Below are 16,349 nucleotides of genomic sequence, written 5' to 3'. Positions count from 1 at the left end.
TGGATCAGAGAATGACTTTTTCGAGCGGCGCTCGCGTCGCCTCGAACTCTTTCAGCTTCTTCTCCGTCGCCTGGATGTAGTCGCGGCTGTCCGGTGTCGAATACTGGTTCTTCGAAATCTGGATCTGCATGATGAACAGTTCGTCCCAGCGGAAGCCCATTTCCGAACCGGCGAGGTAGAACTCCCACATGCGGAAGAACCGTTCATCGTAAAGAGCAACCGCCTCTGCCTTGCGCGCCACGAAACGCTCGCGCCAATGGCGCAGTGTATATGCATAGTGCAGCGGCAGAACCTCGACATCGCGCACGAGAAGTCCCGCCTTTTCGATGAACGGCAGCGTCTCGCCGATCGAGGGAATATAGCCTTGCGGGAAGATGTACTTCTCGATGAAGGCATTCGTCCCGAAACTCGGCTTCGGACGCGCGATGGAATGCAGGACCATGACGCCGTCATCGGTGAGGAATTCATGCACCTTCTTGAAGAAGTTGCCGAAATTGCCGATGCCGACATGCTCGAACATGCCGACCGAGACGATGCGGTCAAACTTCTTGCCCGTCAGCGTGCGGTAATCCTGCAGCTCGAAGCGGACACGATCGTTAAGGCCGCGCTTTTGCGATCGCTCGCGCGAGATCTTCAGCTGCTCTTCGCTGAGTGTAATGCCGAGCAGCTCCAGTCCCGGCGTGGATTCAGCCAGATACATGCCCATGCCGCCCCAACCGGAGCCGATCTCCAGCACACGCTGGTTCGGTTCCAACAGGAGCTTCGCGGCGATATGCCGTTTCTTGGCTACCTGCGCCTCCTCCAGGCTTATGCCGGGCGGATTGTAGTAGGCGCAGGAATATTGCCAGTCCTCGTCGAGAAAGAGTTCGAAGAGCCGTTCGGACAAGTCGTAGTGGTGGGCTACATTCCGCTTGTTGTGGTTGATCGGAAGCCGGCTTTTCAGCTGCTGCAGGGCAATGCGACCGATCAGGAGAGCCGCCATCGGGATATCGAAGATCTCGTTGGTGGTGTTCTGTTTCACCATCGACAGGAAATCGTAGATGTTGCCCTGTTCAAGAATGAACCGGCCGTCCATGTACATTTCGCCAAGCTTCAGGGTGGGATCCCGGCGGATCAGCTGTTCCGCCTCTTCATCGGCGACGCGGACGACCACAAGATCGCCGGAACCGTCGCCGACGGCATGCGTCTCGCCATTGGCGAGAGTGAGTCTCAGATTACCCTTACGGATGATTTTTTTGACAATCGATAGAAACGCCGACGCCATAAGTAAGGCCTCGCAATGTGACAGGATAGTCCGATCAACTTAGTATCTCTCATCCGCCTTACAAGCGCCGTATTTCGCACCTCGGCAACATGATCGCCGAAGTGTGACATTTTTGCAAAGGTGATTGCTAAGCGCTTATTTTCGCTTCATCGCCTCGGCCAACGCGGCGCCAAAGGCACCTTGGCTCTCCTGCTTTGGAGGGGCCGAGCGACGATCGTTCTGGCCGCGAACAGGCTGGTTTCCGCGTGACTCGCCACGTGGAGCGGGAGCCTGCGAGCCATCGTCCTTCCGCATCGACAAACCGATGCGCTTGCGCTTGGCATCAACCTCCACGACGCGAACCTTTACGACGTCGCCAGCCTTCACAACTTCGTGAGGGTCTTTGACGAAGCGGTCGGCAAGCTGAGACACATGCACCAAGCCGTCCTGATGAACGCCGATATCGACGAAAGCGCCGAAGGCCGCGACGTTGGTCACCGTACCTTCCAGCGTCATGCCCGGCTTGAGGTCGGAGATCTCGTGAACGCCTTCGGCGAACGTTGCAGTCTTGAAGCTCGGACGCGGGTCACGGCCGGGCTTCTCCAGCTCAGCCAGAATGTCCTTCACCGTGGGTAGGCCGAACTGCTCATCGATGAACTTGCGGGGATCAAGCGCCTTCAGCGTTGCACTGTCGCCCATGAGGGAGCGCAGGTCGCGGCCGCAGGCAGCCACGATCTTCTTGGCAACGCCATAGGCTTCCGGGTGTACGGAAGAGGCATCGAGGGGCTCCTTGCCGTCCCGGATGCGCAGGAAGCCGGCGCACTGTTCGAAGGTGCGCTGGCCAAGACGGGCAACCTTCAGGAGATCGCGACGTGTTTCGAACCGGCCTTCGCTGTCGCGATGCCGGACGATCGCCTCGGCAATCGAGGAGCCCAGGCCCGAAACACGTGACAACAGCGGCGCCGACGCGGTGTTGAGGTCGACACCCACGGCGTTCACCGCGTCTTCGACGACCGCATCCAGCGAACGCGACAGCTTCTGCTGGTCGACATCGTGCTGGTACTGGCCGACACCGATCGACTTCGGCTCGATCTTGACGAGTTCCGCAAGCGGGTCCTGCAGACGACGAGCGATGGAGACGGCGCCGCGCAGCGACACGTCGAGGTTGGGGAATTCGAGAGCCGCAGTCTCTGATGCGGAATAGACAGAGGCGCCTGCTTCCGAGACGATGACCTTGGTCGGCTTCGGCGCCGGCAGATCGGCGAGCATGTCGGCCACCAGCTTTTCCGTCTCGCGGCTGCCGGTGCCGTTGCCGATCGAAATCAGTTCGACATTGTGCTTGCGGATCAGCGAGGCAAGTTCGAGCTGCGCGCCGCGCACATCGTTTCTCGGCTGGAAGGGATAGACGGTCGATGTCGCCACCACCTTGCCTGTTGCGTCGGTGACGGCAACCTTGACGCCGGTGCGGATACCCGGATCGAGGCCCATCGTGGCGCGCGAACCGGCAGGTGCGGCCAGCAGCAGGTCCTTGAGATTGCGGGCGAAGACGTGGATCGCCTCCTCCTCGGCGCGTTCGCGCAGCTCGCGCATCAGGTCGAGCGACAGCGACATGGAGAGCTTGACGCGCCAGGTCCAGCTCGCGACCTCCATCAGCCAGCGGTCACCGGGGCGACTGCTGCCGATCTCGTAGGCGGCGGCGATCATGCGCTCGACCGGCTTGTTCGGCGATGCGGTCTCGGCATCGGCCTCGATAACAAGCGTCAGCACTTCCTCGTTCCAGCCGCGCAGCATGGCGAGCGCGCGGTGGCCCGGTGCCGTCGCCCAGCGCTCGGAATGATCGAAATAGTCGGAGAACTTTTCACCTGCCGCCTGCTTGCCGTCGACGACCTTCGCCTTCAGCAACGCAGCGCTGCGCATGTGGGCGCGCAGTTTGCCGAGCAGATCGGCATTCTCAGAGATGCCTTCCGCGACGATGTCTCGCGCGCCTTCGAGCGCCGTCTTCACATCAGGCACATCTGACGTGATGAACCCTTCCGCAAGGACCGCGGGCTCCTTCGAGCGGTCACCGAGGATTGCTTCGGCCAACGGACCGAGGCCACGCTCGCGGGCGATTTCGGCACGGGTGCGGCGCTTCGGCTTGTAGGGGAGATAAAGATCCTCAAGCTCCGCCTTGGTGCCGGCCTTGCCGATCTTCGCCATCAGCTCGTCGGTCATCTTGCCCTGGCCGTTGATGGACTCGACGATCGTATCGCGGCGCGCTTCCAGTTCACGCAGATAGACCAGCCGCTCCGCCAGATTACGCAACTGCGTATCATCAAGCCCACCGGTCACTTCCTTGCGGTAGCGGGCGATGAAGGGCACGGTCGCCCCCTCGTCGAGCAACTCGATCGCGGCCTTTGCCTGATCCGGCCGGGCGTTGATTTCGGAAGAGATGACTGCGGAGAGCGAACGGATATCAGCGGCCATGAGAGTTCCTGCGTTTCACGAAAGTTGCGGGACCATAGCGGCGAAAAGCGGCAAGGCAATGCCCTAGTGGCGTTTCCACAGCGGAAGTAGTCGGGATCGCGTTGGGCGCAGGAACATTGCGCCCTCTGTGTTGGCCTTTTCCGGCCTGCGCCAGCTCCGAAAATACAGCATGCCACCAGAGCTATCGGCGGGGATTATTTGCCTTCATCCCCTCTGGTCCACCCAGCCGGTGTCGTCCGGAATACGCACTTAGGGCCGATTGCCGACGCCGGCGGTTGACCGCTTTGCGCCAAAAGCGGATGTACTCTGAGTGTCGGCACCGCAATGGAAGGCGGAAGCGCCCGGCTTCCATTGCTGCTTGTTACGGAAAGTAGAGCGTCATTCTGCCGGTACCGCTGAAGTTTCTCGACCAGCACTTGCCCACGCCAGTATTGCCAACCCTAGAGCGACAATTGATAGGATTGCCCCTGCCCAGTTTGGGGAAGCCAGACCAAAACCTGCCGCGATGGCCGCTCCTCCAGCCCATGCGCCAATCGCGTTTCCGAGGTTGAACATGCCGATGTTTACGGACGCCGCCAGCGTGGGTGCGCCAGCGGTGCTCGCACGATCCATCACCAGCTTTTGAATAGGCGAGACCGTCGCAAAGCCGAAGGCTGCCATCAGGAATACCGACACCGAGGCGACGACGGCGTTTTCTACGCCGATCCAGAATACGATCAGCACCACAGCCTGCGCCGCGAGCGTCACGAACAAGGTTCCGAAGAGCGATCTGTCTGCAAAGCGACCACCAAGCCAGTTGCCGCCGGCCAGTCCCAGACCAAACAGCACCATCAACCATGCTATGCCTTTATCGGAAAAGTCTGCGTTATTCACCATCATAGGAGCGATGTAGGTGATCGAGGTGAAGAAGGCCGCTGGGCCGAAGATCGTGATGCCCATGGCAAGCAGGACCTGAGGATCGACGAAGGCGCGGAGCTCTGCCTTGATTGGAATGGCCTTCCCCGCCTCAATCCTGGGCACTAAGAGAGCAATACTCAGTATGGTGACGAGCCCGATCACGGCGACAATCCAGAACACCAACCGCCAGCCGAAGACCTGTGCAAGCCAGGTGCCAAGGGGCACTCCCAAGAGGTTCGCCACCGTCAATCCGGAAAACATGAAGGCAATGGCACTGGCCTGGCGATCCTTTGCGACAACCGATGCAGCGATGATGGAGCCAATGCCGAAGAAGGTACCATGATTGAACGCCGTCAGAACTCGTCCGGCAAGGGCAATCGGCAACGTTGGAGCGATAGCGGTGATGACATTCCCGACGGTGAAGATCACGGCTAGGCCGATCAGCATCGTCTTCCGCGGAACGCAAGCTCCCAGAATTGTCAGAATCGGTGCGCCGACGAAAACGCCCAAGGCGTAGGTCGTCGCCATAAGACCCGCCGTCGGGATGTCGATGGCGAAATCGTTGGCGATTTGAGGGAGGATGCCAGCCACGACGAATTCGGTAAGTCCGATACCAAATGCGCCTATCGCTAGGGCAAAAAGAGCGAGGGGCATTCACAACTCCATCTATTGCAATATTGATATCCGAACAGCGTTCGGCAATAGTGCTGATATTGGATATGAAATTCGGGTGTAAATAGAAAATGCCTACGTCAAAGACAGAAACAGATGCTGTTCGGCTCGCGCGACATAATCCGGCCGACCTCGATGCCACGGACCGAAAGATATTAGGCGCACTCGCTAAGGACGCGACGCGCAGCTATTCGGAACTCAGCACGATTGTGAACCTCTCGGCACCCGCAGTGCACGACCGGGTGAAGCGTCTTAAACGCGATGGGGTTATCAAGGGCACCGTCGCGAGGCTCGATGGATGTAAGCTTGGCCGCACGTTGCTGACATTCCTCGTCATCGACACGAGCAGCTACAATGCTACGCGTGCGTTGTTGAGGTTCGCTGACAGACCCGAGGTCGAGGAAATACACACCGTCGCCGGCGATGGATGTGTTCTTGTGAAGGTGCGGGCAAACGATACGGAGTCGCTGGAGAATTTCCTGATGGAAATCCAGAGTCTCGAAGGCGTCCGATCCGTACGCAGTTACATTGCACTTTCGACATTCCTTGAGAGAGGGCCATTGCCAGAATAGCAACGAATTGCCGGAGGACTTAGACAACTCTGCGCCAATTGCAGTCATTCGTTCCGCGACTTAGACAGCATGTTAATAGGCACACTCGGAGCGCGCGATTTGGCATGAAGTGGGAGAAAGTTTTGGAAGCCGTTGAGCATTTATCAGAGCGTATCGACATAGTTACAAAGTCTGCTGTCGCATCCCTTGTAAGCTATGGAAGCGCAAACTTCGTGTCACCGTCCGAGATTCTAGAGGGGGTCTTTCCCACAGTGCGCATAATCTGGGATGATCCGCCGATGGAAGTCGAAGTTTTCAACGGCTCTTTTGAGACATACGATTTCCGCGTCACACCCGCAGGCATTGAGAGTTTCGACGTTGTTGAAATTGGGCAGCTTCCGTACGCATTTATACAATCCTTGGATCCTTTGAGGTTGGACCTATAGGAATGCCGTTGTACGACCCTAAGGCTATGGCCGCTTCGGGCCGATAGCCGACATCGACATTCGACCGCGAGGTAAGAGCCTATGTCCACCCCCAAAGGCCGCGGCACGGCACGCTGCCCACCAAAATCCCCTCCCCGCCGCCGTCATCCGTTTTTGCGGTTGTGCAGATGCGGCATTCTTTGCTAGCAGAGGCGACCGTTTTTAGCCCCGCCTTTGTGGCGCCTTCCCCGGGGAAGGCAAGGAAAGTGACATGCCAGATCTGCTCCTAGAACTCCGCTCCGAAGAGATCCCGGCCCGCCTGCAGCGCAAGGCTGCCGGCGACCTGAAGAAGCTCGTGACCGATGCGCTGGTCGAGGCAGGACTTTCCTACGAGGGTGCGCGCGAATACTGGACGCCGCGCCGGCTGACGCTCGACATCCGCGGCCTGACGGCGCGCTCCGCCGACGTCCGTGAAGAGAAGAAGGGCCCGCGCACCGACGCCAACGAGAAGGCGATCGAAGGCTTCCTGCGCGGCGCCGGTCTTTCCTCCATTTCGGAGGCACAGGTCCAGAGCGATCCGAAGAAGGGCGATTTCTACATCGCCGTCATCTCCAAGCCTGGCCGCGCCGCTGAGGAGATCATCAGCGATGTGATGCCCGGCATCATCCGCGATTTCCCGTGGCCGAAGCCGATGCGCTGGGGTGCTGCCTCCGCACAGCCGGGTTCGCTGCGCTGGGTTCGCCCGCTGCAGTCGATCGTCTGCACCTTTGGAACCGAGCATGAGGAAACCGCCGTCATCCCGTTTGCGATCGATGGCATCGTTGCCTCGAACGTGACCTACGGCCATCGCTTCCATGCGCCCGGCGCCATTACCGTCAAGCGCTTCGACGACTACGTCGCCAACCTTGAGAAGGCGAAGGTCATCCTCGATGCGGATCGCCGCAAGGACATCATCCTGCACGACGCCCGCGACATCGCCTTTGCAAGCGGCCTCGAACTCGTCGAGGACGAAGGCCTGCTGGAAGAGGTCTCCGGCCTCGTCGAATGGCCGCAGGTGCTGATGGGAAGCTTCGAGGAAGACTATCTCTCGATCCCTTCAGACATCATCCGCCTGACCATCAAGACGAACCAGAAGTGTTTCGTGACGCGCCCGGTGGGCGGCGACACGCTCTCCAACAAGTTCATCCTCGTCTCGAACATCCAGGCGAGCGACGGCGGCAAGGAGATCGTTCACGGCAACGGCAAGGTCGTGCGCGCGCGCCTTTCCGACGCCCTGCACTTCTGGAAGCGCGACCAGGGCAGCCTGCCGGATCTCGAAACGCTGGAAGCCTCGGCAAGGAAATTCGACCTCGACCTGAAGAAGCCGCTCGACCAGCGCATGGCCAAGCTCGACGCGTTGAACGTGACCTTCCACGCCAAGCTCGGCACACAGGGCGCGCGCGTGGAGCGCATCCGTGCGCTGGCCGCCAAGCTCGCCATGCAGATCGGCGCTGATTACAAGCTCGTCGACCGCGCGGCCGTGCTTGCCAAGGCCGACCTTCGCACCGAAGCCGTCGGCGAGTTTCCGGAACTGCAGGGCCTGATGGGCCGTCGCTATGCGGCGCTCCAGGGTGAAGATGCGTCCGTCGCCGCTGCGATCGAGGATCACTGGAAGCCGATGGGGCCGAACGACCGTGTTCCGGAGGACAAGGTCGCGATCACGGTCGCGCTTGCCGACAAGCTCGACACGCTGGCCGGCTTCTGGGCCATCGACGAGAAGCCGACCGGCTCGAAGGACCCCTTCGCGCTTCGCCGCGCAGCCCTCGGCGTCATCCGCATCCTGCTCGAGCGCAAGGTCCGGATTCCGCTGCTGACGCCTGTTGTCTCGCACATGGCGCGGATCGACAGCGATCTCGGTGCCGAAACCGCCGATGCCTCACGTGCCCTCGACCTCCTCTCCTTCTTCCACGATCGCCTGAAGGTCTACCTCCGCGATCAGGGCGCCCGCTACGATCTCATCGATTCCGTACTGACGCCCGAGACGGACGATCTGTTGATGGTGGCCCGTCGCGTCGAGGCACTGACGGCCTTCATCACCTCGGAAGACGGCAAGAACCTTTTGGCCGGCACCAAGCGTGCGACGCAGCTGCTCGCGGCTGAAGAGAAGAAGGGCACTGTTGTCGCCGACGGCGTTTCTGACGCTTTGTTGAAGCTCGATGCCGAAAAGGAACTCTACGCGGCAATCACCAAGGCTTCGGCCGAGGCTTCCGCTGCCGTTGCGAAGGAAGACTTCCGCTCGGCCATGGAGGCGCTTTCCAAGCTGCGCGCGCCGGTCGACCGTTTCTTTGAGGACGTGCTTGTTAATGACGAGGACGCGGCCATCCGCGCCAATCGTCTGGCCCTGCTGCGTCTGATCCGCGAGGCAACCGGCACCGTCGCCGACTTCTCGAAGATCTCGGGCTGAGTCAAAAGTTCCGGCGTCAGATTTGAGATGCGGATGGCGCCCTAACACTTGGCGTCATTTACAGAATTTCCTCCTTGTTCAGATTCTGATTCAAGGATGGAATTCTGTACGCGTCAGCTCATCACCCCGAGGGTAGCGGCTGCGAGGACACCGTAGCGCACGGTCTTGGCGATGGTCACGAGCAGCAGGAACATCGGAAACGGTTCGCGCAGCACGCCGGCAACGATGGTGATGGGATCGCCGACAACAGGCATCCAGCTCAGAAGCAGCGACCACTTGCCATAGCGGCGATACCAGCCCTGCGCCTTGTCGAGGGCAGGCTGACTGACTGGAAACCAGCGCTTGTGACGAAAGCGTTCGATACCGACGCCGAGCAGCCAGTTGACGATAGAGCCGAGAACATTGCCTGTTGTCGCCACGGCGATCAGCGCGAGCACCGGGTACTGTTTCATCGCGATGAGAGCGACAAGACCGGCTTCTGACTGCATCGGGAAGATCGTCGCTGCCGCGAAGGCCACGAGGAAAAGGCTGGCATAGACAGCGAGATCAGTCATGGCCTGTCCGCGCCAATGCTTCGCTGCACCCTTTTCCCCTTCCTCACTCTTGATGGCGGACTGGAACTATCACGTCCTTGGGGCTATGCCAAAGCCATGGAAAAGATTCTGGTCAGTGCCTGTCTCATGGGCCATGCCGTTCGCTACGACGGCCAATCGAAGCCGCTTGCCCATCCGGCAATCGCGCAGTGGATTGAGGAAGGCAGGCTGGTGACCATCTGTCCCGAGATGTCAGCCGGAATGCCGGTGCCGCGCCCACCGGCCGAAATCGTGGGTGGGGCGACGGGCGAGGATGTGCTTGCCGGCAACGCCCGCGTCGTCGAGAGCACTGGTGGCGATGTAACTAACGAGTTCAGGCAGGCCGCCGAGAACGCCCTGGTGCTCGCCACCCAGACCGGCTGCCGCTATGCGCTACTGATAGACGGCAGCCCTTCCTGTGGCTCGGGTTTTGTTTATGACGGCACGTTCTCAGGACAAAAGCACACCGGCAACGGTGTGACCGCTGCGCTCCTGAAGCGGGCCGGCATTGCCATCTACTCCGATCGCGATATCGAAGCGCTCGTCACGCGGCTCGCCGCCGACGAGGCAGAAACGAACACCTGACCAGGCCTGCACCATCGACGCAAAACGGCCGCCGGATTGCTCCGACGGCCGTCAGACTGCTGACAACGTGTTCTTTCTCGCGGAACGATCGTTTTTCCGTCATGCCGGCCTTGAGCCGGCATCCAGCTGCACCGCGTCTGCGGTGCGAAAGAGCCTTTTGCACGCAAGGACTTGCGCGCCCTGGACCCCGGCTCGTCGACCGGGGTGACGCTGGATAGGGCATTCATCCCAACAAGCGGTAAGGCTTTGTCAAAAGGCTGACAGCCGCCGGATCGCTCCGGCGGCCGTTTTCATATCTGACGCCTGACCTCAGGCGGCGCGACGAACCTGCGCCGCATAATTGTTGCCGCCGCCGACGCGGAAGCCGCGGATGAGGCTGAGGAGTTCGTCCGTGTCGCTGGCGAGCGACTCGGCCGACGCAGTCGTCTCCTCGGCCATCGCGGCGTTCTGCTGGGTAGCGGCGTCGAGCTGGTTCATCGAGGACGAGATCGAGCGCAGCGTGGTGTCCTGTTCGGAGGCGCTATGCGCGATCTTGGCAACGATCGCGTTGGCCGCCTTGATCTGGTCGGAGATGCGCTTCAAAGCCTCGCCGGCTTCGCCGACCAGGCGAACGCCCTGATCGACCTGACCGGACGAGCGGGCGATCTGATCCTTGATCTCCTTGGCGGCTGCGGCCGAACGCTGTGCCAGCTCACGGACTTCCTGAGCAACGACCGCGAAGCCCTTGCCGGATTCGCCGGCACGCGCAGCTTCGACACCGGCGTTCAGCGCCAGGAGGTTTGTCTGGAAGGCGATGTCGTCGATGACGCCGATGATCTTGCCGATCTCGGACGACGACTTCTCGATGCCGCTCATCGCCTCGATCGCTTCGGAGACGACCGCATCGCTGCGGCTCGCTTCGCCGCTGACGGCTTCGACGCGCTTGCTCGCTTCATGCGCACCTTCGGCAGTCTGGCGGACGGCGACGGTGAGTTCGTCGAGTGCGGCAGAGGTTTCCTCAAGGCTCGCGGCCTGCCGCTCGGTGCGCTGCGACAGATCGTTGGAGGCGCGACGGATCTCTTCCTTGCTGACGGCGATATCACCACCCTTGGCGCTGACCTTTGCCATCGCGGCTTCGAGGTGCGACAGGGCATCGTTGAAGTTGTCGCGAAGTGCGGCGTATTTCTGGCCGAGATCGGCGCAACGGACCGTCAGGTCGCCGCGGGCGATCTGCTCGAGCGCCTGGCCGATGGTCGAGACGACGTGGGTCTGGGCGCTGGCTTCCTCGCGCTGCATGCGCTGGCTGTTTTCGCGTTCGCCGTCGAGAGCCATCTGCTGCGCGGCCTCGCGCTCGGACATGGCGTGGCGTTCCTTGACCTTCTGCTGAAGCGACTGCGTGGCCCTGGCCATCATGCCGACTTCGTTGTTCATGTCGGTGTGCGGGATGGTGACCGTGACGTCCTCATCGGCCACAGACCGCAATGCATCGTGAATGCGGGTCAGCGGCGTGGAGATGCTGCGAACGACGTAGACGGCAGCGGCGGTGCCTAGGAGCAGCACGACGATACCGGCCGAAATCGCCTTCCAGATCGTCGCCCGGACTTGTGCATCGAGATCGTCGAGATAGACGCCTGTGGCGATCGCCATCTGCCAGGGTTCGAAACCCTTGGCGTAGACGACCTTGCGAACCAGTACGTCGGCCGGTTGGCCGGGCTTTGGACCGTAGAAATCAACGATGCCGCCGCCTGACTTGCCGACCTTGACGATTTCGTCACGGTACATCTTGCCCTGGCTATCCGGCACACCCTTGCTGCTCTTGTTCAGCTTTGAGGTATCGTAGTGAACTCTCAGTACCACGTCGTTGTCGTAGCCGATGAAATAGCCATCCGGTTCGAAACGCAGGCTACCGAGGGCCTTGAACGCCTGCGCCTGGGCCTGCTCGTGGGTGAGTTCACCGGACTTCTCGCGGTCATAATACTGCTGCAGCAGCGAGATGCCCGACTCCGCCTGGGTGCGCAGCATGTCGTAGCGCTCGTTGTAAATGGCGGTGGTCGATGCGCTGATCTGCAGGTAGGAGGCGATACAAAACGCCACCATCAGTCCCGCGACCAGCAGCGAAAGCTGTCTGGAAATCTTCAAATTCTTCATTGTGCCTCGCAACAGAGCTCGGTTGGGTATCCGGTGCGGTTTCCTACCGCGTACACGAGGGCTGATTGGCCCCTCCTACTGCTGCGAAATTGACATGCGGCTACCGGTCGGCGCTAAAAATGGTCAGTTTATTCTAAGGAATACTTAACCAGGCCCTACATCTTCCCATGATGATGAAATCGGAAAGTTTTCAAACAAAAACAAACAGAAGGGTGTGTCCCCTTATCGTTAGAGTCAGGATCAATTGAAGTTCGTCCGATCCGAAGGACTATCAGGCATAATCAATACTTTCCTGCAGCCGCCAGAGAGGCTGATTCACCCGCGCGCCCAAGTTGAAGCACTGTCACAAAGCACGCTGCCCGGTTTTCCGGTTCTGCTGCTTGAGCTATATTGCCTGCATGGCAGAGGCTCCGCATGCCTTCGGTGAATTCGTTCTCGACCCCGGCCGCGGCCTGCTGCGGAACAAGCGGGCGATCGCGCTCGGCCAGAGGGGCATCGCTCTTCTTGAAGCACTACTTGAAGCCCGCGGGAGCATCGTTTCCAAGGACGCGTTGATGGAGCGTGTCTGGCCCGGAATTGCGGTCGAAGAGAGCAACCTGACTGTTCAGGTGGCGGCGCTTAGAAAGGCGCTTGGCCCGGCGCCTGACGGGCAGGAATGGATCGCGACGGTGCCGCGTGTCGGATACCGTTTCATCGGGACGAATGCGGAGACAAGAGTAGCTTCGCCGCCCGAATTGCGGCCGGCCCTTGCCGTTCTACCCTTCAACAATCTCAGCGGCGACCCACGGCAGGACTATTTTGCCGATGGAATCGTGGACGAGATTATTGCTGCGCTCAGCCGATTCCGGAGCTTTGCCGTGGTCGCCCGGGACTGTTCCTTTGCCTACAGGGGAATCGACGTGCGAAAGATCGCTGCCAAACTCGGCGTTCGATACGTGCTTGAGGGCAGCATCCGGCAAGCGGGCAATCGACTCCGCATCGTCGCCGAACTCGTCGAAGGTCAAAGCGGAACGCATATGTGGGCGCAGACATTCGATGGCGCTCTGGATGAGGTATTCGATTTTCAGGATCGCATCACCGACCGCGTCGCAACGCTGATCGAACCGTTGATCCAATCCGCCGAGATCGAACGATCACGGCGAGAGCGGCCCGGAAGCGTGGCTACCTACGACATCTACCTGCAGGCACTAGCGAAGATCTCGACCGAGATCGAAAGCGACAATGCGGCGGCCTACGCCCTTCTCATGCAGGGGCTTGCGGTCGAGCCCGACAATGCGCAGCTGCTTGCCCATGCAACATGGGCGCTTGAGCATCGCTACACGATGGGTTGGCCGGCGCTCACCGACGACGATGTGCAAGCGTGCGCAGCGTTGGCGCGGCGCGCGCTGGAACATGGTGCTGGCGACGCCATGGTCATGGCCCATTGCGGCGTCGCTCTGATGCAGACGGTGAAGGACTACGATTGGGGTCTCGCCGTCCTGCAGGCGGCCGCGGAATCCAATCCCAACAATCCGCTGGCCGTTGTCAGGGCAGGCCTCGGGCATCTGCACTGCGGCAATGTTGAAGACGCACTCAACCATTACCACAGGGCCAATCGCCTGACCCCGGGTGATCGAGGCGCGCATCTATCGCTTTGCGGCATAGCCCACGCCCATGTGGTTCTCGGAGAGTACGACCAGGCCCTTGCCTGGGCTTCGAGAGCGCTCGCCAGCAACCCGAATTTCGAGCCGACGCTGTGGATGCTGATCGCGGCGAACGCGCACCTTGGCCACATGGAAGATGCCCATCGTCACCTGGCCGGGCTGAAGCGGCTGACGCCCGATATCACCGTCGAGCGCATCCGCGCCGGCCAACCGGGCAAATATCCGGACCGTATTGCAGGCATTCTCGAAGGATTGAGATTGGCTGGCGTCCCTGAGCGCTGATTTCGGATCGTTTCGGAACTTTTCCCCGGACGATTCAGGACCGGAAGGCGCCAATCGGCAAAGACTGTCTCCAACTGCAACACGCAATTGGGAGACGGACATGATAACGACGCTGACCATCCTTTCCCTCGATCAGGGACGCATCTACTCCCCTCCGCCAGAGCCGGAGCAAGAACCGACGGTTGTCGAGGGCGAAGCACCGGCCATGGCTGACACGCAAGGCACGCCGCATCGGCGTTGGTTGAATGTTTCGAGCGGATTGCAAGCGCTGGCGCGCGTGCTTGCGCCAACCTTCGGGAACACACCTGTCGGCAAAGCCCGCTAGAGACGAAAAATGCGTCCCTGCTTCTCTCAGGGACGCATTTTATCCACCGCGAGGGTGGACCCCGGTCGACCGAAACTTTGGTCAGGCTGGGGCAGGGAACTGGAAATCAGGGCCGAAGCTCAAACTTGGAAACGTCCAGCGGGGCCGTTTGTTCCGTTGGCACCCCGGACACGCCCGCCGCGATCGGCTTGACGTCGCCACCGATGACGGCAGCGGTCGTCGAGGCGCGGTCGATATTGTCTGCCGGCTGGGTGGCAGCTGTCATTGGCTCGGCCGGAGCCTTGGTTACGAAGACGACGGGCGAGCCGCCCATCCAGCCTTCGGTACGATAGAGCTTTTTCTCGCCGTTGACGTCGCGAATCTCAGAGGATTGCAGCGAGCCAGGTGCCAAGGTCGGGACGGTGTAGTCCTTCTTGCGCTCGACGGATTCAAGCGGCGGGCAGCTCTGGCAGCTTTCCTGGCTAATGCTCCCACCGTTGGCGCGCATGTCCTTTCCGACCACCTCGATCGAGGAGGCCAAGGCAGAGCCTGCCGCAAACACAGCTATCGCACCCAAGATGACCTGACGCATGGAACACTCCGTCTCACGTTGAGAAGAGACTAGCGGAGCTTTGTTTCCATCCCGTCAGGGGAAAGGGTAAAAATTTAGAGAACTGCCCCGATTTCGGGTTTGCTCACGCTTTTTCGCGTTCAATGGCGCGCCAGCCGATGTCGCGGCGGCAGAAGCCGTTGTCCCAATCGACCTTGTCGAGCAATGCGTAGGCACGCGTCTGCGCCTCGCCGACCGTCTTGCCCGTGGCCGTGACGTTAAGGACCCGGCCACCGGTTGCGACCAGCGCTCCGTCCTTGAGGGCTGTGCCGGCGTGAAACACCTTGGCGCCCTCGCCCGCTTCCGGGATGTGGCGGATCGGGGTGTTCTTGTCGTAGGAGCCCGGATAGCCCTTCGATGCCATCACGACCGTCAGGGCCGGATCATCCGTCCATTCGGCGGACACCTGATCGAGCGTCCCGGTGGCGGTGGCGTGGAGAAGCGGCAGAAGATCGCTCTTCAGACGCATCATCAGCACCTGGCACTCGGGATCGCCAAAGCGGACATTGTATTCGATAAGCTCGGGGCCTTTGGCGGTTATCATCAGGCCGGCGAAGAAGACGCCGGAGAAGGGATAGCCGCTGTCGGCCATGCCGCGCATGGTCGACTCGATGATTTCCTTCATCGTGCGCTCGACCATCTCAGTAGTCATGACAGGCGCCGGCGAATATGCGCCCATGCCGCCGGTGTTCGGACCAGTATCGCCCTCGCCTACCCGCTTGTGATCCTGGGCGGTTGCGAGCGGCAGGACATGCTTGCCGTCGCAGAGGCAGAAGAAGCTCGCTTCCTCACCATCGAGATAGGCTTCGATAACGACTTCGGCGCCGGCAGCTCCGAAGGCACCCTCGAAGCAATCGTCGACGGCTGCAAGCGCCTCATCAACGGTCATGGCGACAGTCACACCCTTGCCGGCGGCAAGACCATCGGCCTTGACGACGATCGGGGCGCCCTGCTGGTGGATGTAGGCCTTCGCCTTCGGGGCGTTGTTGAAGCGCTGGTAGGCGCCTGTCGGAATGTCGTAACGGGCGCAGATATCCTTGGTGAAACCCTTGGAGCCCTCGAGCTGGGCAGCAGCAGCCGACGGGCCGAAGACCGCAAAGCCTGCGGCGCGCAGCTTGTCAGCGATACCAGCGACGAGCGGCGCTTCCGGGCCGACGACGACGAAGTCTATCGCCTTGTCCTTGCAGAAAGCAATCACGGCGTCATGATCGTCGACATTGACGGCGACTAGGGTCGCGTGCTCGGCAATGCCCGGATTGCCGGGTGCGGCGTAGAATTCCGTCATGAGAGGCGATTGCGCCAGCTTCCAGGCCAATGCGTGTTCGCGTCCGCCCGATCCGATCAACAGAACCTTCATGCCCGTCCCTTTCGCGTTTCCGTCTGGCGGTTAAGGGGAGAGCGCCGAAAGGTCAAGCGAGAATGCTCGCCCGGGGTCAAGCGAGAATGCTCGCCCGGGGTCAAGCGAGAATGCTCGCCCGGGGTCAAGCGAGAATGCTTGAGCAAGAAGCCTTACCAGCCGCCGCCACCAC

At 60.8% G+C, this 16,349-nt stretch carries 13 protein-coding genes; 6 read left to right on the top strand and 7 right to left on the bottom strand.

Annotated elements, in window-relative coordinates; all coding sequences use genetic code 11:
* Positions 1 to 4 precede the first annotated feature (4 nt).
* From JNB88_RS19060 to JNB88_RS19050, 3 genes are all read right to left on the bottom strand, one after another.
* A complete protein-coding gene (locus JNB88_RS19060) occupies positions 5 to 1,264 on the bottom strand; it encodes an SAM-dependent methyltransferase (RefSeq protein WP_220356825.1) in 1,260 nt (419 codons plus the stop codon).
* A 135-nt stretch (positions 1,265 to 1,399) separates the two neighbouring features.
* Positions 1,400 to 3,709, bottom strand: a complete 2,310-nt coding sequence (locus JNB88_RS19055; RefSeq protein WP_220356824.1) for a Tex family protein — start codon at positions 3,707 to 3,709, stop codon at positions 1,400 to 1,402.
* A 378-nt stretch (positions 3,710 to 4,087) separates the two neighbouring features.
* Positions 4,088 to 5,260, bottom strand: coding sequence for an MFS transporter (locus JNB88_RS19050; protein ID WP_220356823.1), 1,173 nt, complete (start codon positions 5,258 to 5,260; stop codon positions 4,088 to 4,090).
* Between the two features lie 89 nt (positions 5,261 to 5,349).
* On the opposite strand from JNB88_RS19050, the gene JNB88_RS19045 reads away from it, so the two are divergent.
* The 3 genes from JNB88_RS19045 to glyS all read left to right on the top strand — a co-directional run bounded on the left by JNB88_RS19045 (position 5,350) and on the right by glyS (position 8,697).
* Entirely contained in the window at positions 5,350 to 5,850 is a 501-nt protein-coding gene (locus tag JNB88_RS19045) for an Lrp/AsnC family transcriptional regulator (RefSeq protein ID WP_220356822.1), read from the top strand.
* Positions 5,851 to 5,954: 104 nt separating this feature from the next.
* On the top strand, positions 5,955 to 6,275 hold the full coding sequence (locus JNB88_RS19040) for a hypothetical protein (protein WP_220356821.1): 321 nt from the start codon (positions 5,955 to 5,957) through the stop codon (positions 6,273 to 6,275).
* A 250-nt stretch (positions 6,276 to 6,525) separates the two neighbouring features.
* On the top strand, positions 6,526 to 8,697 hold the full coding sequence (glyS, locus tag JNB88_RS19035) for a glycine--tRNA ligase subunit beta (protein WP_220356820.1): 2,172 nt from the start codon (positions 6,526 to 6,528) through the stop codon (positions 8,695 to 8,697).
* A 113-nt stretch (positions 8,698 to 8,810) separates the two neighbouring features.
* Here glyS and JNB88_RS19030 read toward each other — a convergent pair whose 3' ends face one another.
* Positions 8,811 to 9,251 (bottom strand): YqaA family protein, encoded by a 441-nt coding sequence (locus tag JNB88_RS19030; RefSeq protein ID WP_220356819.1) that lies wholly within the window; start codon positions 9,249 to 9,251, stop codon positions 8,811 to 8,813.
* A 96-nt stretch (positions 9,252 to 9,347) separates the two neighbouring features.
* Here JNB88_RS19030 and JNB88_RS19025 point away from each other — a divergent pair, with 96 nt between their 5' ends.
* Positions 9,348 to 9,854 carry a 2-thiouracil desulfurase family protein gene (locus JNB88_RS19025; RefSeq protein ID WP_220356818.1) on the top strand — a complete coding sequence of 169 codons (507 nt, stop codon included), beginning with the start codon at positions 9,348 to 9,350 and terminating at the stop codon, positions 9,852 to 9,854.
* A gap of 309 nt (positions 9,855 to 10,163) precedes the next feature.
* Here JNB88_RS19025 and JNB88_RS19020 read toward each other — a convergent pair whose 3' ends face one another.
* Positions 10,164 to 11,981, bottom strand: a complete 1,818-nt coding sequence (locus tag JNB88_RS19020; RefSeq protein WP_220356817.1) for a methyl-accepting chemotaxis protein — start codon at positions 11,979 to 11,981, stop codon at positions 10,164 to 10,166.
* Positions 11,982 to 12,379: 398 nt separating this feature from the next.
* Here JNB88_RS19020 and JNB88_RS19015 point away from each other — a divergent pair, with 398 nt between their 5' ends.
* On the top strand, positions 12,380 to 13,906 hold the full coding sequence (locus JNB88_RS19015; RefSeq protein ID WP_220356816.1) for a winged helix-turn-helix domain-containing protein: 1,527 nt from the start codon (positions 12,380 to 12,382) through the stop codon (positions 13,904 to 13,906).
* A 100-nt stretch (positions 13,907 to 14,006) separates the two neighbouring features.
* Positions 14,007 to 14,231, top strand: coding sequence for a hypothetical protein (locus tag JNB88_RS19010; RefSeq protein ID WP_037135638.1), 225 nt, complete (start codon positions 14,007 to 14,009; stop codon positions 14,229 to 14,231).
* A 106-nt stretch (positions 14,232 to 14,337) separates the two neighbouring features.
* On the opposite strand, the gene JNB88_RS19005 is transcribed toward JNB88_RS19010, so the two are convergent.
* Together JNB88_RS19005 and purD are read right to left on the bottom strand one after the other, a co-directional pair.
* Positions 14,338 to 14,802: a plant virulence effector HPE1-like domain-containing protein gene (locus JNB88_RS19005; RefSeq protein WP_220356815.1), complete on the bottom strand. Its 465-nt coding sequence runs from the start codon at positions 14,800 to 14,802 to the stop codon at positions 14,338 to 14,340.
* Between the two features lie 103 nt (positions 14,803 to 14,905).
* Entirely contained in the window at positions 14,906 to 16,177 is a 1,272-nt protein-coding gene (gene purD, locus JNB88_RS19000) for a phosphoribosylamine--glycine ligase (RefSeq protein WP_220356814.1), read from the bottom strand.
* Positions 16,178 to 16,349 lie beyond the last annotated feature (172 nt).

Source organism: Rhizobium cauense (genome assembly GCF_019511525.1).
GTDB classification, from domain to species: Bacteria; Pseudomonadota; Alphaproteobacteria; order Rhizobiales; family Rhizobiaceae; genus Rhizobium; species Rhizobium cauense.
Note: the sequence above shows the minus strand (reverse complement) of the source record. Positions and strands in the feature narration are given on the sequence as shown.

Bases quoted from the DNA above. Each gene is read 5' to 3' on its own strand.
- JNB88_RS19060 (WP_220356825.1), bottom strand. From the start codon at position 1,264: ATGGCGTCGGCGTTTCTATCGATTGTCAAAAAAATCATCCGTAAGGGT.
- JNB88_RS19055 (WP_220356824.1), bottom strand. From the start codon at position 3,709: ATGGCCGCTGATATCCGTTCGCTCTCCGCAGTCATCTCTTCCGAAATC.
- JNB88_RS19050 (WP_220356823.1), bottom strand. From the start codon at position 5,260: ATGCCCCTCGCTCTTTTTGCCCTAGCGATAGGCGCATTTGGTATCGGA.
- JNB88_RS19045 (WP_220356822.1), top strand. From the start codon at position 5,350: ATGCCTACGTCAAAGACAGAAACAGATGCTGTTCGGCTCGCGCGACAT.
- JNB88_RS19040 (WP_220356821.1), top strand. From the start codon at position 5,955: ATGAAGTGGGAGAAAGTTTTGGAAGCCGTTGAGCATTTATCAGAGCGT.
- glyS (WP_220356820.1), top strand. From the start codon at position 6,526: ATGCCAGATCTGCTCCTAGAACTCCGCTCCGAAGAGATCCCGGCCCGC.
- JNB88_RS19030 (WP_220356819.1), bottom strand. From the start codon at position 9,251: ATGACTGATCTCGCTGTCTATGCCAGCCTTTTCCTCGTGGCCTTCGCG.
- JNB88_RS19025 (WP_220356818.1), top strand. From the start codon at position 9,348: ATGGAAAAGATTCTGGTCAGTGCCTGTCTCATGGGCCATGCCGTTCGC.
- JNB88_RS19020 (WP_220356817.1), bottom strand. From the start codon at position 11,981: ATGAAGAATTTGAAGATTTCCAGACAGCTTTCGCTGCTGGTCGCGGGA.
- JNB88_RS19015 (WP_220356816.1), top strand. From the start codon at position 12,380: ATGGCAGAGGCTCCGCATGCCTTCGGTGAATTCGTTCTCGACCCCGGC.
- JNB88_RS19010 (WP_037135638.1), top strand. From the start codon at position 14,007: ATGATAACGACGCTGACCATCCTTTCCCTCGATCAGGGACGCATCTAC.
- JNB88_RS19005 (WP_220356815.1), bottom strand. From the start codon at position 14,802: ATGCGTCAGGTCATCTTGGGTGCGATAGCTGTGTTTGCGGCAGGCTCT.
- purD (WP_220356814.1), bottom strand. From the start codon at position 16,177: ATGAAGGTTCTGTTGATCGGATCGGGCGGACGCGAACACGCATTGGCC.